The sequence below is a fragment of the Primorskyibacter flagellatus genome, from assembly GCF_900176485.1.
GTDB lineage: Bacteria > Pseudomonadota > Alphaproteobacteria > Rhodobacterales > Rhodobacteraceae > Primorskyibacter > Primorskyibacter flagellatus.
Map to the genome: position 1 here is coordinate 28,042 of NZ_FWYD01000026.1, position 20,444 is coordinate 48,485.

A 20,444-nucleotide genomic window follows, 5' to 3' on the forward strand; every position below is an offset into this window, starting at 1 on the left:
CTTTGCGCTTTTCCCCGGCTGCTGTCGCGCTAAACTGCCGCGCATGATTATTTCCGAAGGCCGCGCCTATATCTTTGTGCATATCCCAAAGACCGGCGGGACCTCGATGGCGCTGGCGTTGGAGGCGCGCGCGATGGCTGGGGATATTCTGATTGGCGATACCCCGAAGGCGCTGCGCAGGCGCGGGCGGCTGAAGGGGTTGCAGCCCCGCGGGCGGCTTTGGAAACACAGCACGCTGGCGGATATTGAGGGCGTGCTGACGCCTGCGCAGATCGCTGCGATGTTCACCTTCACCATCGTGCGCAATCCCTGGGATCGGGCGGTCAGCTATTATCACTGGCTGCGCGCGCAGAGCTTTAGGCATCCGGCGGTGACACTGGCGCAACAGACCGGCTTCGCGGCGTTCCTGCGCGATCCGCAGATCGTGCGCAGCCTGCATGCCGCGCCGGCGCGGCACTACCTGACCGATGCGACGGGGGTTGAGCGTGCATCGGCCTACCTGCGGCTGGAACATATCGAAGAGGACATGCCGTTGCTCTCTGGCCATCTGGGGTTTACGCCCGATTTGCCGCATGTAAACCGGTCGGAGCGGGCGAATGACTATCGTCAGCACTACGGCGACGCGCTGGCCGAGCATCTGGCAGAGGTTTGCGCCGAGGATATTGCCCGCTTTGACTATCACTTCGACGGGCAGGATTAGGCAGGGCGTCAGGGTGCCGGGCGGACCTCTATGGTGTTGACAAGTTTGCCGTTGGCGCGGTCGAAAATCAGGATACGGTCATCGGCCGTGACCACCGCGTACCAGTCCGATCCTTGGGTAAAGGCGGTGGCCGTGGTCCCGTCCGGCAGGGTAATTGTGTCCGGCAAAGGCGCGCGTTGGTCAGAGTAGCGGATGACAACCAGTGCAATGATGATTAGAAGTCCCGCGATCATCGTGCCGGTCAGGATTGTGACCAGCATCCGCAGAAATTTCAGGTTTGCCGGTTCTTCGAAACTCTCGTCCGGCTGAGGAGCGTCATCCATGGATACCACCGTGATTAGCGTCACGATCGGGCTGGCCCCGCCGCCCCGCCTTGATAAGGCGCTTTCGCGGGATGTGCCAGACGAGGCATCGCTGTCGCGCACACGGCTGGCGCGGCTGATCGCCGACGGTTGTGTGGCGCTGAACGGAACGGTGGTGACAGACGCCAAGGCAAAGGTATCAGAGGGCGACGTGCTGGAGATCACCGTGCCGGTTGCCACCGAGAGCCATATCGGCCCGGAACCGATCCCGCTTGAGATCGTTTACGAGGATGACGACCTTATCGTGGTGGACAAGCCTGCGGGGATGGTGGTGCATCCCGCGCCGGGCACGCCGACGGGAACGCTGGTCAACGCTCTTTTGCACCATTGCGGCGACACGCTTTCAGGTGTCGGCGGGGAAAAGCGCCCCGGCGTCGTGCACCGGATCGACAAGGACACGACCGGATTGCTGGTTGTGGCCAAGACAGACCGGGCGCATCACGGGCTGGCAGCGCAGTTCGAGGCGCACAGCGCCGAACGCGCCTATCTGGCGATTGTCCACGGCATGCCAGACACCGGCGATCCGCGTCTGCGCGGCATTCGCGGTGTCTCGGTCGAGCCGGGGGCGGTGATCCGCATCACCACGCAACTGACGCGCCACAAGACGGACCGGCAAAAGCAGGCCGTGGTGTTCAATGGTGGACGACATGCGGTGACGCGGACGCGGGTGCTGGAAGGGTTTGGAACACCGCCTGCGGTGGCGCTTGTCGAATGCAGGCTGGAAACCGGGCGAACGCATCAAATCCGAGTGCATATGGCCCATGCCGGTCACGGGCTTGTTGGGGATCAGACCTATGGCGGGCGCCGGAAGATCGCGGCAAAGGCCCTGACCGCCGCGACACGAGACGCTGTATCGGCGTTTCCGCGACAAGCGCTGCATGCCGCCGTGCTGGGATTCAAACATCCCGCGAGCGGTGAGGTGATGCGGTTCGAGTTGCAGCTTCCCGCTGATATGGCGCTGCTTTTGGCGCGATTGCGCGCATGACGCGGTCAAATGCACAGCACATGCGCGTGAACGCACTGACATATTGATTTCTTCCCGACGGAATTGTCTTAACTAAACGTTATAGTTTTGCACGCTACGGGAGTTGAAAGCCCGTACCGAGATGCCTAAGTAAATGTTAAGCCCTTAAACATGGGGAGGGACATATCCATGAGTAACTACAAAAACCTGCCGGCACCGACGCCAGAGGGCGGCCTGAACCGCTATATGCAGGAAATCCGGAAGTTCCCGCTGTTGGAGCCGGAAGAAGAATACATGCTGGCCAAACGCTGGGTCGAAGAGCAGGACACCGAAGCCGCCCACAAGATGGTGACATCTCACCTGCGTCTCGCGGCAAAGATCGCCATGGGTTATCGCGGCTACGGACTGCCGCAGGCCGAGGTGATTTCCGAGGCGAATGTCGGTCTGATGCAAGCGGTCAAACGCTTTGATCCAGAGCGCGGCTTCCGCCTTGCGACCTATGCGATGTGGTGGATCCGCGCCTCGATCCAGGAATATATCCTGCGCTCGTGGTCGCTGGTGAAACTCGGCACGACCTCTGCCCAGAAAAAGCTGTTCTTCAACCTGCGCAAGGCAAAATCCCGCATTGGTGCGCTGGAAGACGGCGATTTGCGGCCCGAGCATGTGCAACGGATCGCAAACGATCTTGGTGTGACAGAGACCGAAGTCATCTCGATGAACCGTCGTCTGTCGGGCGGGGACGCGTCGCTGAACGCCACTGTCGGTCAAGAGGGCGAAGGCTCTATGCAGTGGCAGGACTGGCTGGAGGATGAAGACGCCGACCAGGCCGGCGACTATGAAGAGCGTGACGAGTTGGAAACGCGTCGGGCGTTGCTCGCGGAAGCAATGTCGGTGCTCAATGATCGCGAAAAGGACATTCTGACCCAACGCCGCCTGACCGATCAGGCCGTTACGCTGGAAGAACTGTCCGGCCAATATGATGTCAGCCGCGAACGTATCCGGCAGATCGAGGTGCGCGCCTTTGAGAAGCTACAGAAGAAGATGCGCGATCTGGCAAGCGAAGCCGGAATGACACCGACGCAGTAACCCTGCCCATATGCCAATATTTGACAGGCCCCCATCGCGGGGCCTGTTTGCATTTATGATGGGCTGTTGACGTAAGGGACGGCAAAGGTAAGGTGTTCACAACAGGGAGAAAACGCAATGGCCAAACACATTCGCTGGGGCATCCTGGGTGCCTCGAATTTCGCGTTGAACCACATGGCACCCGCGATTCACTCTGCGCGTGGCGGCATGTTCTCCGCGCTTGCAACCTCCGACGCTGAAAATGCAAAACCTTTTGTCGAGAAGGTGCCCGGCCTGACGGTATTTGAGGATTACGACGCTCTGCTGGCCGACGACCAGATTGATGCCATTTATGTACCGCTTCCGAACCATCTGCATGTCGAATGGACACTGAAGGCTTTGCGTGCCGGCAAGCATGTTCTGTGTGAAAAGCCGATTGCCATGCGGGCCGATCAGATCGACGAGATCATTACCTTGCGCAATGAAACCGGGTTGCTCGCGGCCGAGGCCTATATGATCGTGCATCACCCGCAATGGCAGAAGGCCAAGGCGCTATACGAAGCCGGTGCAATTGGGGAGCTGATCCGCGTCTCCGGCGCGTTTTCCTACGATAACAGCGCCGATGGTGGAAATATCCGCAACAGGCCCGAAACCGGTGGCGGCGCAATACCCGATATTGGCGTCTATACCTACGGATCGACCCGCTTCGTGACCGGGCAAGAACCGCAGGAAATCCTATCCACCGCTATCCGTTATGAAAACGACGTGGATGTGTGGTCGCACATCACCGCGCAATTCCCGTCATTCCACTATACGGCCGTCAATTCCATGCGGATGAGCCCGTGGCAGGATATGACATTCCACGGATCCGAAGGGGTGATGCGTCTGACAGCGCCGTTCAATCCGATGGTCTACGGCGAGGCGCGCATTGATCTTCATCGCGCCAGTGGCGAGATCGCCGTTTACCGGTTTCCCGGCGACAACCACTATGTGCTTCAGGTCGAGGCGTTCAATCGGTCCGCGACGAGCGGTGCCGCATATGCCTGTCCGCTGGAGTTTTCTCGCGGGACGCAGGCGATGATCGACATGGTGTTCGACAAGGACCGGGGTTGAGCCGACGCCCCGCGGTTGGACCGTTCCCCGCACGGTCATCTTGCATAAGACGGGGCCGAACCATTGCTGGTGCGGCCCCGTTATGATTGGTCCAATGCAACGCCCCGGAGATTGTCGATCAGGCGGCGGCGTTCTTGTTCGCTGTCTTGGTGGTTTTGGCGGCAGGCTCCGGCGCGTCCGAATTGGCGTCGATGAATTCCAACACCAACGGACGAATGTTCTGCCGCCAGCTCTTGCCCGCGAAGATGCCGTAATGGCCGGCACCCGGTTCCAGATGGCTGGCCTTCTTGGACTCGGGCAGGCCAGTGCACAGCGCCAGCGCCGCGACGCATTGACCGGGGGCCGAGATGTCGTCCTTGGCACCTTCGACCGTCTTGACGGCAACGCTGGTGATCTTGCCAATATCGACCAGCTTTCCTTTGACGGTGAATTCGTTCTTGGCAATCTCGCAATTCTTGAACACCCGCTCCACCGTGGACAGGTAGAATTCCGCAGGCATGTCCATCACCGCAAGATATTCATCGTAGAATCGGTTATGGGCGTCATGGTCAGACGCTTCGCCGCGGCTGACACGCATGATCTGGTCGCTGAACGCCTTGGAGTGCCGTTCGGCGTTCATCGAGATGAACGAGGACAGTTGCAGCAGGCCAGGATAGACCATCCGACCGACGCCATTATACTTGAATCCCACACGTTGGATCATGGTTTCTTCAAGCTGACCCATTGTTACGCGTGCGCCGAAATCGGTCACATCCGTCGGTGCAGCATCCGGATCAATCGGTCCGCCGATCAAGGTCAGCGAACGCGGTTGCGCATCGGGATCTTCTTCGGCCAGATAGGCGGTGGCGGCCAGCGTCAGTGGTGCGGGCTGGCAGACGGCGATCACATGGGTGTCGGGGCCGAGATGGCGCATGAATTCGACAAGGTAGAGAGTGTAATCCTCGACATCGAACTTGCCTTCGCTCACCGGGATGTCGCGGGCATTGTGCCAGTCGGTCACATAAACCTCGCAATCGGGCAGCAACGAAATCACGGTCGAGCGCAGCAGCGTGGCGTAATGCCCCGACATCGGCGCGACCAAAAGCACTTGCCGGGGTTTCGGGTCGCGCCCCTGTACTTTAAAGTGGATCAGGTCACCGAAGGCGCGCTGAACGACGGTCTGCTTGACCACAACGTGATCTTTTCCGTCTTCGCAAGTGATAGAGCGGATGCCCCATCCCGGTTTTACAGTCATTCGCTCGAAGGATCGTTCCGTCACCTCGCCCCAAGCCGCCATCCACTGCAACGCAGGGTTGGGAATCAGGGCAAACGCAGGGTAGGATGCAGCAGCCTTGGCCGTCGCTCCCAACCACTGGTTGGTGTTGCGAAGGGTCTCCATAAGGTCGTACGTCGCCATGTAGCGCATGTGCGTCTCCATAAGTCCGGGCAGGCAAGCCGGTTCATTTCGTCGCTTTGCCCCCCAACAAGAGGCGACAGGATATTTTATTCTGCGTAGCAGCAAAAGTAAGGGGGAAATTTTCCAATGACAACTAAAGACGTTGCCGCAGGGCAGAATTTGGATCGGCTGAAGGAAAATTTGGCGCGTGTTGAGGAGTTGTCGCAACGCTTGATGGCCGCGATGTCGCAAAAACAGCCGGTAAATCCGGCACTCAGCGGCCCGAATCAAGAGCTGTATACCAAGGCAATGCAGACCTATTGGACGGAGGCCGTTCAGAACCCGTCGAAGCTTCTTGAACACCAGATCGGATTCTGGGGCAGCTCTCTGAAGCATTTTGTCGAGGTACAACAGACGCTTGCGCGCGGAAAACTGGAGGCACCCGAAGATCCCGGCCCGAAAGACCGGCGGTTTTCCAACCCGCTGTGGGATTCGCACCCTTATTTCAATTTCATCAAGAAGCAGTATCTGATCAATGCGGATACGATTTCTCGTGCCGTCGAGGACATCGAGCATCTCGACGATACCGAAAAGCGCCGGTTGACGTATTTCTCGCGGCAGATCCTTGATATGATGGCACCGACCAATTTTTTCGGCACCAACCCGGATGCATTGCAGAAGGCGGTTGAGACGGATGGCGAGTCCCTGGTCAAAGGTCTCGAAAATCTGGTGTCTGACCTAGAGGCCAACAATGGCGAGTTGGTGGTGCGGCTGGCGGATGAGCGCGCCTTTGTGCTGGGCAAGAATATCGCCACCACACCGGGCGAGGTTGTCTATCGCAACAAGATGATGGAACTGATCCAGTACACACCGGACACCGATCAGGTCTATGCCACGCCGATCGTGCTGTTTCCGCCGTGGATCAACAAATTCTACATTCTCGACCTGAAAGAGCAGAACAGCTTTATCAAATGGGTGACAGAGCAGGGCTACACGCTGTTCGTCGTCAGTTGGATCAACCCCGATCCCAGCTATCGCGACGTGGGGCTGGAGGATTACATAGAGGATGGCTACCTGACTGCTTTTCGGGAAGTGAAAGAGATCACCGGACAATCTGAAGTAAACGCGGTGGGCTATTGCATTGCCGGGACCACGCTGTCGCTGACGCTGTCGCTGATGAAGCAGCGCGGCGACAAGACGGTAAAATCGGCCACGTTCTTTACCACGCTGACAGATTTCAGCGATCAGGGTGAATTCACCCCTTTCCTGCAAAACGATTTTATCGACGGGATCGAACAGGAGGTCGAGGCCAAGGGGATGCTGCCATCCTTTGTCATGGCGCGAACCTTCAGCTTTCTGCGGTCGACGGATCTTATCTACGGTCCGGCGATCAAAAGCTATATGATGGGGGAAACGCCGCCTGCTTTCGACCTGCTGTACTGGAACGGTGACGGTGCCAATCTGCCCGCCAAGATGGCCATGCAGTATCTGCGCGGCCTGTGCCAGCGGAACGAATTTTCCGAGGGCACGTTCGAGCTTATGGGCCACACGCTGAAACTGTCCGACGTTGATGTGCCGCTCTGTTCAGTCACCTGCGAGACCGATCACATTGCTGCTTGGAAAGACTGCTACCGGGGTGTTCAAAAGATGGGAGCGCGGTCCAAGACCTTCATCGTGTCGGAATCCGGCCACATTGCAGGGATCGTCAATCCGCCGTCCAAGAAGAAATACGGGCACTACACCAACACCGATCTGAAGCAGGACGCAGAAGGCTGGATGGAGGGGGCTACCTTCACCGCCGGGTCGTGGTGGCCGCGGTGGGAGGAATGGCTGCGAAAGCGTTCTGGCAAGAAGGTGGACGCGCGAAAACCGGGTGATTCGGACCATCCGACGCTTGGGCCAGCCCCCGGAACCTATGTGACGATCAAGGCAATCCGCTGAAAGTATTGGTCAAATAAACATTTTTCTGCGGCGCAGCATTTAATTCTTGAAATGCCGCGCCGCAGCATGCATATTCCTGACAGACGCAGGAAACGGGGTGGGCCCGAGTTCAGCTCTGAAAGGAATTTAACAATGGCTAAGACACAAGATCCGACCGCAATGATGAAAGACATCATGGGCGCGTTCCCGGTTGACACGAAAGCAATGGAAGACGCGTTCAAGACCACAGCGACTCTGAACGAGAAGCTCTCGGGCGTTGCTCTGGAAGCTGCTGAAAAGTCGACAGAAATCTCTGCCAAGTGGGCCAAGGACACTCTGACCAAACTGGCAGACATGTCCAAAGCCAAAGCAGAGCCTGCCGATTACGCCAAAGCGATGACAGATTTCGCTTCCGCTCAGGCTGAAGTTGCTTCCGAGAACATGGCCGCTTTCGCTGAAATCGCGAAAAAGGTTCAGATGGACACGGTTGAGCTGATGATGGCTGCCGGCAAGGACATCTCCGAAGACGCATCCGCGGCTGTCAAAAAGGCAACCAACGACGCGACAGCCGCTGCCAAGAAGGCAACTTCTGCTGCAACTTCGAAGTAAGTTATAATAACGACTGCGCCAACTCCTCCCAACGCGGCGCAGAGGTAGGGGCGGGCTTTATGCCCGCCCTTTCTTTTTGTTCTGCACTCGCATAAGCTTTTCTGCATTGCTGCATTCTTGGGGAGAACCTTCTTGGCTGACACCGATAAACCGCTGCTGATCAAGCGCTATGCAAGCAGACGACTCTACAATACCGAGACCAGTGATTACGTCACACTTGAAGATATTGCAGGCTTCATTCGCGCGGGCCGCGAGGTTCAGATCGTCGATCTGAAATCCGGCGATGATCTGACCCGTCAATATTTGCTGCAAATCGTGGCCGAGCATGAAAGCAAGGGCGAAAGTGTCCTGCCGATCAATGTGCTCACCGATCTTGTGCGCAGCTATACGACGCAGGCAACCTCGGTCGTGCCACAATTCCTTGCGGCCTCCTTCGATATGTTCCGCGACAGCCAGTCGAAATGGGTCGAGAATATGAACTCGATGAACCCGATTTCCAAGGTTCCGGGGTTTGAGGCAGTGCAGGCGCAGCAAGAAGCGTTTGTTAAGGCGATGACCAGCGGAATTGGCAACACCTGGACCGGCCCCGGCAAGGACCCCAATGCCGAGAGCGGCGATGAGGATCTTGACGACATCAAAAAGCAGCTCGCGGAGTTGCAGGCAAAGCTGTCCAAACTCTCCAAGTGACAAAGCCTGCGACCGGAGACGCAGTAAAAGCCCGGTTACATATCCCGTTTCTTGTTTGTCTGATCGCCGTCTTTCAGGTGCCGTAGGCAGGCAGGGGAGTCATCACTGCCGCAGCCGCCCCGGTCAAGGCATCTGCCACGAATTTCAGTTCCGGCACCGTCAGTCGTGCCGGAAGACGTACATCGCAGGCCTGTTTCAGCATGGCGCGTGTCTTGGGCAGATCCGGTATTCCGCCCGGAAGAAACTTCCAATTCCAGAACGCGCGTGCATTGTCCGTGGACAGGCCGAAAATCTGTACCTTGACCGCGGCTGCTGCGGCGGCGTCGGCAAAGCGCGCCGCATCGGAACTGTCCATGCCGACAAGGTTGAACTGAATCGAATCCGGCGCACGTTCTTCGGGCGACAGCGGGGCAGGAACGTCCAGCCAAGGCGACTGGTTCAGCCGCTCCGCAACGAAATCGTGGTTTGCCCGTCCGTCACGCACCCTGCGCGCAAGTTCGTCCAGTTGCGGGCGGATGACGGCCGCGCTGAGGTTGCCCATGCGCAGATTGTAGAGTGGCAGAAGGTTCTGCCAACGCTGGAAGGCTGCCGCCAGCCCGTCATGCTTTTTCCAGTTATGCTCATAGGCGCCGGACATGATGACCGCCTGGGCAAAGATTTCCGCATCATCCGTGATCAGAATGCCGCCTTCGCCCGCGTTGATCAGCTTGTAGCTTTGGAAACTGAAACAGCCGATTTTGCCGATCGTACCGATCTTGCGACCGTCCCAGACCGTGCCAAGAGAATGCGCGGCATCCTCGATTACCGGGATGTCACGGGCATCGGCCAGTTCCATGATGCGGTCCATATCAGAGGTATGGCCGCGCATATGGCTGATCAGCACCGCCTGCACATCATCCAGCTTTGCTTCGAAATCTTCCAGATCTATACGATAATTCGTGCCGACCTCGCACAGGACCGGATGGCAATCCGCGTGGAGAACGGCAGAGGGCACGGCGGCGAAGGTGAAGGCCGGGATCAGCACCCGCGCGCCACGCGGCAGACCCAACGCCTTGAGCGAAAGGAACAGCGCGGCAGAGCAGCTTGACACCGCCAGCGCGTATTTCACGCTCATCATCTCGGCAAACTCGCGCTCCAGCAGGGACACCGGTGCGTCTTGGGCCGCGTGATAGCGAAATAGATCGCCCGATTGCAGCAGCTCCTCGACCGCTTTCAAGGCGGCTGCGGGGATCGGCTCGGCGTCATGCATCTTGGGTGCGGTGACCATATTTCAATTTCCCAAATAGACCTTTCTGATTTTGTAAACTTATGGCGCGAAACCGCAAAGCGAAAAATGCCCGCGTCACGGGGTTTTCATCGAACTGTCACATGGAAGTGTGGTCAGACGCCCAGCCTGTCCCGCAGCGCGTACCAACTCATCGCCAGTGCCAGTAGGGGATTGCGCATCATTGCGCCGCCGGGAAAAGGCTGCGCCGGGACCGCCGCCATCGTATCGAACCCATCGGTCTGGCCTTCGATGGCGCGTGCCATAAGCTGACCGGCATGTACGGCCGTGCCCACACCATGCCCGGAATAGCCCGAGGCCGACAGGATGTTCGGTGCAACCCGTGCGAGATAGGGCATTCGCCGCATGGTGATCGCCAGCGTTCCACCCCAGGCGTGGTCGATGCGCACGCCTTTCAACTGCGGAAAGCTCTGCTCCATAGGTTTGCGGACCAGAGCCGCAATATCAGCCGGAAACTTGTAGCCATAGCTTTCGCCGCCGCCGAACAGTAGACGGCCATCGTGGCTCATCCGAAAATAATTGACCACGAACCGGTCGTCAGCCACCGCGACGTTCCGTGCCAGAACCTCAGCTGCGCGGTTGCCCAAGGGCTCTGTCGCTGCGATGAAATTGTTGATCGGCATGACCCGTGCCGCGACCTTGCGGTTCAACCCGCCCAGATAGCCGTTGCAGGCAAGGATGACCTGCTCGGCAATCACGCGCCCGCCCTCGGTCTGTACGGTCGCCGGGGTGCCTTGGATCAGGTGATGCACATGGCTCGTTTCATGGATCTGCACGCCCGCGTCGTGCGCTGCCTGCGCCAGCCCAAGCGCCAGTTTCAAAGGGTGCAGATGCGCGGCACCGTGGTCAAGAATGGCCCCCAGATGCTGTGGCGCGCGGCAGATCGCCTGCCAGTCGTTGGTTCGCAGCGCGTCTATCTCTTCGTAGCCGTAGCGCGCCGCCAGATGTTCGGCATAGCGGTGCAGCCCGTCCACTGATCGTTGCGAAGTGCCGGCCCAGGCCACGCCTGGCGTCAGATCGCAGGCGATACCGTGACGCGCGATCAGATCCTTTACCAGCGCCTTGGCATCCTCGGCCAGATCCCACAGCGCGTGCGCGGGGCCGTCGCCCATCATCTTTTCCAGCCCGTCCTGCGTCAGTCGCTGCCCGGATCCCAACTGCCCGCCATTGCGCCCAGATGCGCCAAAGCCCACGCGATGCGCCTCGATCAGCACCACCGACCGGCCCGCCTGCGCCAGATGCAGCGCAGCCGACAGCCCGGTATAGCCGCCGCCCACCACGCAGACATCCGCGCGAACCTCGCCGCGCAGGGGCGCAAACGGCGCGAGAGGCGTGGCCGTCGCGGCATACCACGACGCCGGGTAGGTGCCTCGTCTGTCATTGGAAAACAGCAAATCCACGACGCAAGTTCCTGTTCGTTGTCTCAACTCAGATCAGGAAAGGAAGGGCCCGTTCCCTTTCCGGTAATCGAACGACTAGACGTTCAGCAGCAGATGTTCGCGTTCCCACGGGCTGATCACTTGCAGGAACTCTTCGTATTCGGTGCGTTTCACGATGGAATAGACCCGCGCAAATTCCGGACCAAGCACTTTGTGCAGCGCTTCTGCGCCGTCGAACACATCCAGAGCCTGTCCCAGCACGCGCGGAATATCGCCCTCGCCCTCATAGGCGTCACCACGGAACTGCTTTTGCGGGCGGATTTCCTCCGTCATGCCCAGATAGCCGCAGGCCAGCGACGCGGCGATGCCCAGATAGGGATTGCAGTCCATCCCCGCCAAGCGGTTTTCCACGCGCCGTCCGTCGGGGCTGGAGAGCGGAATGCGAATGCCCGTCGTGCGGTTGTCGCGGCCCCATTCCAGATTGATCGGTGCGGCCTGATCCTTCACATAGCGGCGATAGCTGTTCACATAAGGGGCCATCACGGCAATAGCTGCGGGCATATAGGTCTGCAACCCGCCGATGAAATGGAAGAACGCGTCGGTTTCACCGCCCTGCGGTCCGGAAAAGGCGTTCAGCCCGGTTTCAACATCCAGCACCGAATGGTGGATATGCATGGCACTACCCGGCTCGTCCGCGATGGGTTTGGCCATGAAAGTCGCGAAACAATCGTGGCGCAACGCGGCCTCGCGGATCAGGCGTTTGAAGTAGAACACCTCATCGGCCAGCTTCAGAGGATCACCATGTTGCAGGTTGATCTCCAACTGTCCGGCACCGCCTTCCTGCGTGATGCCGTCAATCTCAAATCCCTGTGCCTCGGCAAAGTCGTAGATATCGTCGATCACCGGGCCAAACTCATCCACGGCGGTCATGGAATAGGCTTGCCGTGCGGCGGCGGGGCGGCCTGACCGGCCCATCATCGGCATGATGTCCTTGGCCGGGTCCAGATTGCGCGCCACGAGGTAGAATTCCATCTCGGGCGCCACCACGGGCTGCCAGCCCTGATCGTGATAAAGCTGCAGGACACGGCGCAGCACGTTGCGCGGCGCGTAGGGTATGGGCCGGTCCTTGCGATCATAAGCGTCGTGGATCACCTGCAACGTCCAGTCGCCGGTCCAGGGGGCTGCCGTGGCGGTGGCCATGTCCGGGCGCAGGATCATGTCACGCTCGATAAAGCCTTCGCGCTCGTCGGCAGCCTCTCCCCAGTCGCCGGTGATGGTCTGAAAGAAGATGCTGTCGGGGAGGTGAAAATGCTTCTGCCGGGCAAATTTGCTGGCGGGCACGGCCTTGCCACGCGCGATGCCGGGCAGATCCGAAATGATGCATTCGACCTCGTCAAGGCGGCGACCTTCCAGATAGGCGCGGGCCGGGTCGGGCAAGCCATCCTGCCAGTCAGTGTCGCTCATGTGATCCTCTTTTCCTTGAAGAACAGCGCAAACATCTCGGCCAGCCGCGCGCTGTCCGTGTCGGCGTCAAGGCGGGATAGCGCCTCCTGCCGCAGCGGTTCGGGCACGACGCCTTGCGCCCGTTCGTCCAGCAGCCCCTTGAGATAGGTCCGGTCAATCTCGGGGTGCGGCTGGATGGTGAAGGCGCGATCACCATATAGCAGTGCCGCATTTTCGCAGAAATCGGTGGAAGAAACAATTTCGGCATCGTCGGGCACCACCACGACCTGATCCTGATGCCAGGCGTTCAGGTTCACGGTCTCGCCCAATATGTCATAGCTGGTGCGCCCGACAGACCAGCCGCCCGCGAATTTCTCGACCTTGCCACCAAGCGCTTGCGCGATGATCTGATGGCCGAAACAAACGCCGATCATGGGCCGTCCCGAGGCGTAGATGTCGCGGATCAATTCCTCCAGCGGCGGGATCCACGGATGATCCTCATACGCGCCAAAGCGCGAGCCGGTGATCAGCCAGCCTTCGGCATCTTCCGGGCCGTTCGGAAACTCGCCGTCCACGACCGCGTAGTTGCGGAAGCTCAGGTCACGGCCTGCCAGAAATTGCGCAAAGATTTCCGGATAATCACCGTTCTCCGCGACAAGCTCTTGCGCGACATGACCGGTTTGTAAAATGCCAATAAGCATGGGGCACCAATGTTGGGGTTCTGCTCAAACCTAAAGATGCGAAGGGCCGTCCACAAGGGGCGGCCCGTTGGCGTGTCACACAGTGTCGAGGTAGATTTCGACCTGTTCGGTGGGGCTAAGTTCGGCCATGTAGTATTTCTCTTGCTTCTTGGTCAGGACAAGGTTGCGGATCAATTCTGCCGAGAAGACGCGCGGGATGAAGCTGCTGGCCTCGAAGGCCTCAATGGCGCTGCCCCAGTCGGACGGGATATGCGGAAGGTCCTGTGTATAGGCGTTGCCGGTGATCGGTTCGCAAGGCTCGATCTTGTCTTCGATGCCCACCAGCGCTGCGCCTAGGATCGCGGTCAACAGCAGATAGGGGTTCACGTCGCCGCCCGCGACGCGATGTTCGATCCGGCGTGCGGCGGACGCGCCGGAAGGAATGCGGATCGCCGAGGTGCGGTTCTCATAGGCCCAGCAGATCGCCGAGGGCGCATGCGCGCCGGGCACCAGCCGGTCATAGCTGTTGGCATGCGGTGCGAAGATCAGCGCGCTGTCATGCATGCCCGCAAGACAACCACCCACGGCATGACGCAGCATGTCCGTGCCCTTGGGGCCGCCATCGTCAAAGATGTTGTCGCCGTTTTCATCCAGAACCGAGAAATGCGTGTGCAGGCCGGAACCGGCGTAATCCTCATAGGGTTTCGCCATGAAGGACGCGGCAAAGCCGTAGCGCCGCGCCAGCCCTTTTACGAGGATCTTGAACAACCATGCGTCATCGGCGGCGCGCAGCGCGTCGTCGCAATGCATCAGGTTGATCTCGAACTGGCCCAGCCCGGCTTCGGAAATGGCGGTGTCGGCAGGTATGTCCATCGCCTCGCACCCATCGTAGAGATCGGTGAAGAATGTATCGAACTGGTCCAGCGCGCGAATGGATAGCGTCTCGGCGGCCTTGCGGCGCTTGCCGGAACGCGGACTGATCGGCACCTGAAGGTTGCGGCCTGAATCGTCGATCAGGAAAAACTCCATCTCCATCGCGACAACCGGGGTCAGGCCGAGCTTCTTGTAGCGTTCGACCACCGCACGCAGCGCATGGCGGGGGTCGCCGTCATAGGGTTTACCACCGTCACGATACATCCAGATCGGCAGCAGCGCGGTCGGTGCCTCCAGCCAGGGCATCGGCATGAAGCCGCGCTCTGTCGGCTTCAGGATGCCGTCTTCGTCGCCGCTTTCAAAGACCAGCGGGCTGTCGTCGATATCCTCGCCCCATATATCAAGGTTGAGGACGGACATCGGAAAGCGGGTGCCGTCCTCAACCACCTTGTCGGCAAAGCGCGACGGCACGCGCTTTCCGCGCGGCTGGCCGTTCAGATCTGCCGCAGCCACACGAATGGTACGCACTTCGGGATGTTTGCGCAGGTAGTTTTTCATTGTCAGCTTGGACATAGGACACCGGTTTAGAATATGATCAAATCATCGATAGCTGGGCAGGGGCGGGCTTGGCAAGGGCCATGTCAACACGCGCCTTAACGCAGCAGGTTCGGGCGCACCCTCAGCTTTGGTCGCGCGTCCTGCGGCAGATGCCGATTGAGATGCCGGTTGATCAGCCCGAAAATTCCCACGATCACCAGCGTCAGCAGAATGAAATAGCCGGCGAGGATCGGGTAGGGGACAAACGGGTTGAACGTCTTGTCAGCGAAGTAGCTGGCGTAATACAGCGCATCGCCTTTCTGTTGCAGCGCCGGAAACCCAGAGAAGAAGACCAGCGTCGTGGCGTGGAACAGAAAGATCGCCTCGTTCGTATAGGCAGGCCATGCCAGCCGCAGCATCGTGGGCCAGACGATCCGGCGAAACCGTGGCCAGCCGGACATGCCGTAAGCATCTGCGGCTTCGACATCGCCCTTGGGGACCGACAAAAGCGCGCCATAGAAGATCTCACCGCTATAGGCGGCGGTGTTCAGAAACAGCACCACCAGCGCGCCCGCCCAGGCAGAGGAAAAGGCGGTGAACATACCGGTTGCCTGTTTGAGGCTGAGAAACAGGAAGTAGGCGAAGAAGAACTGGATAAACAACGGAGAGCCTCGGAAGATGAAAATGAACCACTCCGACAGTTTGCGCAGGACGCGATTGTTCGAGGCCTTTCCCATCGCCACGGCGGTGGCCAGGCAGAAGCCGCTGGTCAGCGCGCATATGCCGAAATAGATGTTCCAAAGCATCCCAGAGCCGATCAGGGTGACCTGTTGGCACAGCGTGAAACCCTCTCGGGGCAAAAGACGTTCGCCAATCCCGAGCGAACGCAAACCGTAATCGGCAATCGTGTCCCAACAACTCATGGCGCGGACCTGCCCCGGGCTTGACCCGGGGCCTTGCGGCAGGCGGGGCAGAGGTCCCGGATCAAGTCCGGGACGCGTGTCGCTGTGTCTTTCGCCATCATGTCGCCGCCTTGCGTTGCGCTTCGCCGCCGGTGGTGGCCTGACCATGTGTGAGGCGGGCCATCAGCCGCCCAAGGACAACCTCTGACACGCGGGTGAACGCCAGATAGAAAATCAGCAGGGCCAGAAAATACCACATTCGCCAGTCGCCATGTGGATAGTCGGTGAAACGCGGCGTCTTGGCACCGCCAAGCTCGCGCGCCCAGTAGACGATATCCTCGACCCCCAGCAGGAACAGGAGCGGCGTGGCCTTGATCAGAACCATCCACAGGTTCGACAGGCCGGGCAGGGCAAAGACCCACATCTGCGGCACCAGGATGCGCCAGAACACCTGCCTGCGTGACATGCCGTAAGCCGCGGCGGTTTCCAGTTGGGCATGCGGTACGGCCCGCATAGCGCCGAACAGGACATTGCCCGCGAAGGCTCCGAAGACGATGGAAAAGGTCAGCACGGCGAGAAAAAAGCCGTAGGTTTCGTGCATCCATTGCGGCGAATTGCCCAAGGGCAGCTTGGCTGCGGCGCAGACCACGAAATCGTTGCCTTGACGGATCGGCTGGTCCCAGTCAGCACATTTCACCTTGTGCCGCATCCATTCGAATGCCTGATCCAGTGCGATCACGAAGAACAGAAAGAACGCGATGTCGGGCACGCCGCGCACGATTGCGATATAGGCCTTGCCGATCCAGCGCAGCGGCGCAACGGCGGATCGCGCAGCACCGGCGGCGGCAAATCCAAAGGCCAAGGCCGTGGGGGCCGTGATTGCCAGCAGCAGCAGCACCGTGCCGAACGAGACGTAAAATCCCATATGTTTGCCGGTCGTCAGGTAGCAGGCAAACCACTGCAATCCGTCCAGAGCCGTGGGATCTGTGCAATAGCTGAAAATGGCAGACCTCCCTGGGCAGGCGGACGGGCGGAAATCAGGGGCAGCCGCAGCCGCCCCCGGATAGGATCATCAGAAGGCGGGCGAATCCTCGCCCAGATACTCAGCGATCATCGTGTTCAGCGTGCCATCATCCTTCATCGACTGGATCGCGGCGTCGAACTTGTCGCGAAGCTCGGGGTCGGACTGGCGGAAGGCCATGCCGATGCCACCGCCCAGAGGAATGTCGTCGCCCACGAACACCATCGCACCTCCGGATTCCTCGACCGCAGGGATCAGAAAGTCCTTGTCGGCAAGCCCGGCATCCGCTTCGCCGCTTACAACGGCGGCGACGACTTCATCAGGGTTGGGAAATTCCAGCAAGGTGGCCCCGGTCTGGGCGATATGAGCGGCCTGAATCGTGCCGGTCTGGGCCGCGATCACCCCGTTTTCAATATCCACATCCGCAGTCGCACCAACATAGGAGGACGGCGATGGCGGCGTGTAGTTCTGGGTAAATGCGACAACTTCCTCACGCTCTGGCGTGATCGACATGCCGGCGATGATGGCGTCATAGTTGCCGGATACCAGATTGGGGATGATCGAATCCCAGTCGTTGGTCACCCATTCGCAGGTCAGCTCGGCACGCTTGCACAGCTCGTCGCCCAGAACACGCTCGAACCCGTCCACTTCACCGGCATCGTTGATGAAGTTATACGGAGGATAGGCACCCTCTGTGCCCAGACGCACAACCGAATGGCTGGCGGCGAAAGCCACTGACGCACTGAGGGCCAGCGCGGCGGTGCCAAGGATCAAACTTTTCATGAATACACTCCCTTATTGAGTTTTACGCCGTCTGCGTGGCACTTAGAAAGCCTCGCAGACGTTCCGATTTGGGCGCACCGAACAACCGGTCCGGCGCGCCTTCTTCCTCGATCAGGCCCTGATGCAGAAAGACGACGTGGTCCGACACATCAGCGGCCAGTTTCATGTCATGCGTGACGATCAGCATCGTCCGGCCTTCGCGGGCCAGATCCTTGATGACACGCACCACTTCCTGTTCAAGTTCCGGATCCAGCGCCGAGGTTGGCTCGTCGAACAGAAGTGCCTCGGGTTCCATGCACAAGGCCCGTGCGATGGCGGCGCGCTGTTGCTGACCGCCTGACAGCTGTGCCGGAAAGGCATTGGCCTTGTCGCCGATCCCGACCTTGACAAGATAGGCATGCGCAGATTGTTCAACCTCTGCCCGGTCACGGCCCAGCACCGTCACAGGAGCCTCCATCACATTCTGAAGGATGGTCATATGGGACCACAGGTTGAATTGCTGAAACACCATCGACAGGTTGGTCCTGATCCGCAAAACCTGTTTGGGATCGGCTGGCCGACGCGACAGGCCATCGCCGTGCCATTGCACGGGTTCCCCTTTGAACAAAATCTCGCCCTGCTGGCTGTCCTCAAGAAGATTGCAGCAGCGCAGCAACGTCGACTTGCCCGATCCGGATGATCCGATCAGCGACACCACACCCCCAACCGGAGCAGAGATGTCTACCCCTTTGAGAACCTCAAGTGACCCGTAGCGCTTGTGCAGGTCGTGGATCTCGATAACGGAACTGGTGTCTGCCAAAGTAAACCCATGCTGATAGCAATCCTACACCGCGTAGCATGGGCTGCTTTTTTGCCTCATTGCAACATTCAAAATGCCCGGAACACATCGGGAATGCCAAATTGACGACACGGAAGGTCGCTTTTCCGACCCTTCCCCGGCTTGCAGGCGGTCCCAGCGCCGCCGAGCGGCTCCCTTGCATATCTTCCAGCAGAAACGGTGATAAGACTGGCCATTTGCCTTGAAGGCGGCGCGCCGGTTAGGCAATTCAAGCTGTGCGATCAGCCTTTTTCCATCCGTTGCCGTGCCAACGCGCTGTCGACATCGCTGACGCCCAGCAGGTTGGATACGAGCCGCAGCAACGCGTCCTCTGCCTCGTCACGTTCGCCATCCGCCAGAACCACCTGCCAAAGCGCCTCGATCACGCCAATGCGGTGGTCGTAGGGCACGGCATCTTTGATCGCGCGGGTAAAGCGTACCGTGTCCGGCGCCTCGGATTCCAGCGTTTCGGCATCGCGCCGCAGGGCCGTTGCCTCGAAGGGCGACAGACCGTAGCGCGTCGCAGCGATACGGTCGATGCGCGAGATCTCGCGGTCGGAATAGTCGCCATCGGACCGGGCCACCCGGACAAGCAGGGCGGTCAGGGCGAGGCGGGCATCACCGTCGTCCAGCGGGGCGGGCTCTGGCTGGGTCAGCCGTTTGAGGAAGTCTGCGAACATAGGTGATGATATATGCCGCCTGTCCGGGCGCGCCAAGCCTGATCGTTTCGGGGTCGCGCGAAAGGGCGTCGCTGTTCTGGATTTATGTGCGCTGTCAATGCGTTGCGCGTCAGAGCGTCGCGAAGAGTTTGCTCAGACGGGCGGTTTCGTCCTCGATCCGGTAGGGCGGGTTGAGGATGAAGAGGCCGGAGCCGACCATCCGGTGGCCCTGACGGGCGGGCGGAAAGCTGACTTCGTGGCGCAGCGCGTCGGGATGTGCCTTGCTGAGGGCGCTCAACATCTTGCGGTGCGGCGCGTCCGAAAGGATCGGATACCACAACATGATGATTCCGACATTCCACTTGCGATTCAGGGCGGCGATCTGCGTGGGGATCAGATCATAATCGCTTTTGATCTCATAGCTGGGGTCGATCAACAACAGGCCGCGGCGCGGGGTCGGGGGACAGATGGACTGTGCCATTTCAAATCCATCTTGTTGATAACACTTGGCTTTTGGGACTGCATAGTCGAGTGCGGCGTATTCCTGCGGGTGCAGTTCCGCAAGGTGCAGACTGTCCATCGGGCGCAGGATTTGCGACGCGATCAGAGGGGAGCCGGGATAGGAATTTTCTCCATGATCTGAATGGGTTGCGCGGATCGTATTTGCATATGGGTGGCTGTCGGGAAACCAGTTCAGGGCGGCTGCACGGGCAATGCCCTGTGCGGCCTCGCCGGTTTTCAGCGCCTCGGCAGCGTCCAGCCGGTAGAGCGCCCGGCCCGCATGGGTTTCCAGATAGGTGAGTGGTTTATCCTTCTGGATCAACTGGTTAAGCATCCATGCAAGCAGGCTGTGCTTGTGAACATCGGCCAGATTCCCGGCGTGATAAATATGTTGATAGGACAGCATCGGACTGGCTTAGCCCCGCGCGCCTGTCCGCGCAAGAGCGGCTGACGTTTGGGGCCTTTTGTGTGTTTTGTACGGTGAATATGTACAAATGCCCGTCGGCCCGGAAAAACTTTGTTGAATGGCGGAGCCAAGCGCGAAGCGCTGGGGCGCTAGTGAGGTCCGCGTAGTGCGTTGAGCGAAGCCAAGCTTTGAAAATTGAAGTAAGCTCATCAACCGCCAGTCCGCAGGCTGTCTCAGGCGCTTTCGCTGCTAAATCGGCCAATAATCCGTATGCGCCGTCTCGGCCCCATTGGTGTTTCGCTTGCGGTGGGGTGCTCGGCTCATTCTGCTGACGTTTTTGCCTTCGTGAACGCTCAGAATGAG

Annotated in this window: 20 protein-coding genes; 7 read left to right on the top strand and 13 right to left on the bottom strand. The window is 59.5% G+C overall.

The genetic code is table 11. The annotated features are described in order from the left end of the window. Positions 1-43: 43 nt before the first annotated feature. Positions 44-700 carry a sulfotransferase family 2 domain-containing protein gene (locus B8991_RS18725; protein WP_084354818.1) on the top strand — a complete coding sequence of 219 codons (657 nt, stop codon included), beginning with the start codon at positions 44-46 and terminating at the stop codon, positions 698-700. An 8-nt stretch (positions 701-708) separates the two neighbouring features. Here the strand turns inward: B8991_RS18725 and B8991_RS18730 are convergent, their stop codons facing one another. Next, complete coding sequence (locus B8991_RS18730; protein ID WP_084354763.1) at positions 709-1,023, bottom strand: DUF6476 family protein; 315 nt, start codon at positions 1,021-1,023, stop codon at positions 709-711. On the opposite strand from B8991_RS18730, the gene B8991_RS18735 reads away from it, so the two are divergent. The 3 genes from B8991_RS18735 to B8991_RS18745 all read left to right on the top strand — a co-directional run bounded on the left by B8991_RS18735 (position 1,022) and on the right by B8991_RS18745 (position 4,204). Further along, complete coding sequence (locus B8991_RS18735) at positions 1,022-2,047, top strand: RluA family pseudouridine synthase (protein ID WP_084354766.1); 1,026 nt, start codon at positions 1,022-1,024, stop codon at positions 2,045-2,047. The two genes, B8991_RS18730 and B8991_RS18735, sit on opposite strands and share 2 nt — an antisense overlap. Positions 2,048-2,215: 168 nt before the next feature. Continuing rightward, on the top strand, positions 2,216-3,112 hold the full coding sequence (gene rpoH / locus B8991_RS18740; protein ID WP_084354769.1) for an RNA polymerase sigma factor RpoH: 897 nt from the start codon (positions 2,216-2,218) through the stop codon (positions 3,110-3,112). A gap of 117 nt (positions 3,113-3,229) precedes the next feature. Next, positions 3,230-4,204 (top strand): Gfo/Idh/MocA family protein, encoded by a 975-nt coding sequence (locus B8991_RS18745; RefSeq protein ID WP_084354772.1) that lies wholly within the window; start codon positions 3,230-3,232, stop codon positions 4,202-4,204. 118 nt (positions 4,205-4,322) lie between these two features. On the opposite strand, the gene phaZ is transcribed toward B8991_RS18745, so the two are convergent. Continuing rightward, on the bottom strand, positions 4,323-5,609 hold the full coding sequence (gene phaZ / locus B8991_RS18750; protein WP_084354819.1) for a polyhydroxyalkanoate depolymerase: 1,287 nt from the start codon (positions 5,607-5,609) through the stop codon (positions 4,323-4,325). Positions 5,610-5,726: 117 nt separating this feature from the next. On the opposite strand from phaZ, the gene B8991_RS18755 reads away from it, so the two are divergent. The 3 genes from B8991_RS18755 to phaR all read left to right on the top strand — a co-directional run bounded on the left by B8991_RS18755 (position 5,727) and on the right by phaR (position 8,795). Next, entirely contained in the window at positions 5,727-7,520 is a 1,794-nt protein-coding gene (locus B8991_RS18755; protein WP_084354775.1) for a PHA/PHB synthase family protein, read from the top strand. Positions 7,521-7,652: 132 nt separating this feature from the next. Next, positions 7,653-8,108, top strand: coding sequence for a phasin, PhaP (locus B8991_RS18760; protein ID WP_084354778.1), 456 nt, complete (start codon positions 7,653-7,655; stop codon positions 8,106-8,108). 132 nt (positions 8,109-8,240) lie between these two features. Beyond that, entirely contained in the window at positions 8,241-8,795 is a 555-nt protein-coding gene (gene phaR, locus B8991_RS18765; protein ID WP_084354781.1) for a polyhydroxyalkanoate synthesis repressor PhaR, read from the top strand. Between the two features lie 73 nt (positions 8,796-8,868). Here phaR and B8991_RS18770 read toward each other — a convergent pair whose 3' ends face one another. The 11 genes from B8991_RS18770 to rlmJ all read right to left on the bottom strand — a co-directional run bounded on the left by B8991_RS18770 (position 8,869) and on the right by rlmJ (position 20,081). Continuing rightward, the gene (locus B8991_RS18770) at positions 8,869-10,062 is read right to left on the bottom strand and encodes a DegT/DnrJ/EryC1/StrS family aminotransferase (RefSeq protein WP_084354784.1); all 1,194 of its coding nucleotides are present in this window, start codon (positions 10,060-10,062) and stop codon (positions 8,869-8,871) included. Between the two features lie 113 nt (positions 10,063-10,175). Then, positions 10,176-11,480: an NAD(P)/FAD-dependent oxidoreductase gene (locus B8991_RS18775; RefSeq protein ID WP_084354787.1), complete on the bottom strand. Its 1,305-nt coding sequence runs from the start codon at positions 11,478-11,480 to the stop codon at positions 10,176-10,178. 75 nt (positions 11,481-11,555) lie between these two features. Next, positions 11,556-12,923 carry a glutamine synthetase family protein gene (locus tag B8991_RS18780; protein ID WP_084354790.1) on the bottom strand — a complete coding sequence of 456 codons (1,368 nt, stop codon included), beginning with the start codon at positions 12,921-12,923 and terminating at the stop codon, positions 11,556-11,558. Continuing rightward, positions 12,920-13,603, bottom strand: coding sequence for a type 1 glutamine amidotransferase (locus B8991_RS18785; protein WP_084354793.1), 684 nt, complete (start codon positions 13,601-13,603; stop codon positions 12,920-12,922). Before B8991_RS18785 ends, B8991_RS18780 begins: the two co-directional genes overlap by 4 nt. Before the next feature lie 75 nt (positions 13,604-13,678). Next, the gene (locus B8991_RS18790) at positions 13,679-15,013 is read right to left on the bottom strand and encodes a glutamine synthetase family protein (protein WP_084354796.1); all 1,335 of its coding nucleotides are present in this window, start codon (positions 15,011-15,013) and stop codon (positions 13,679-13,681) included. A 95-nt stretch (positions 15,014-15,108) separates the two neighbouring features. After that, positions 15,109-15,915 (bottom strand): ABC transporter permease, encoded by an 807-nt coding sequence (locus B8991_RS18795; RefSeq protein ID WP_084354799.1) that lies wholly within the window; start codon positions 15,913-15,915, stop codon positions 15,109-15,111. 97 nt (positions 15,916-16,012) lie between these two features. Further along, a complete protein-coding gene (locus B8991_RS18800; RefSeq protein WP_084354802.1) occupies positions 16,013-16,897 on the bottom strand; it encodes an ABC transporter permease in 885 nt (294 codons plus the stop codon). A 69-nt stretch (positions 16,898-16,966) separates the two neighbouring features. Then, positions 16,967-17,698, bottom strand: coding sequence for a transporter substrate-binding domain-containing protein (locus B8991_RS18805; RefSeq protein WP_084354805.1), 732 nt, complete (start codon positions 17,696-17,698; stop codon positions 16,967-16,969). A gap of 22 nt (positions 17,699-17,720) precedes the next feature. Further along, on the bottom strand, positions 17,721-18,497 hold the full coding sequence (locus B8991_RS18810; protein ID WP_084354808.1) for an ABC transporter ATP-binding protein: 777 nt from the start codon (positions 18,495-18,497) through the stop codon (positions 17,721-17,723). Positions 18,498-18,757: 260 nt separating this feature from the next. Further along, positions 18,758-19,195: a tellurite resistance TerB family protein gene (locus tag B8991_RS18815; protein WP_084354810.1), complete on the bottom strand. Its 438-nt coding sequence runs from the start codon at positions 19,193-19,195 to the stop codon at positions 18,758-18,760. 109 nt (positions 19,196-19,304) lie between these two features. Further along, a complete protein-coding gene (rlmJ, locus tag B8991_RS18820; RefSeq protein WP_084354812.1) occupies positions 19,305-20,081 on the bottom strand; it encodes a 23S rRNA (adenine(2030)-N(6))-methyltransferase RlmJ in 777 nt (258 codons plus the stop codon). Positions 20,082-20,444: the final 363 nt, after the last annotated feature.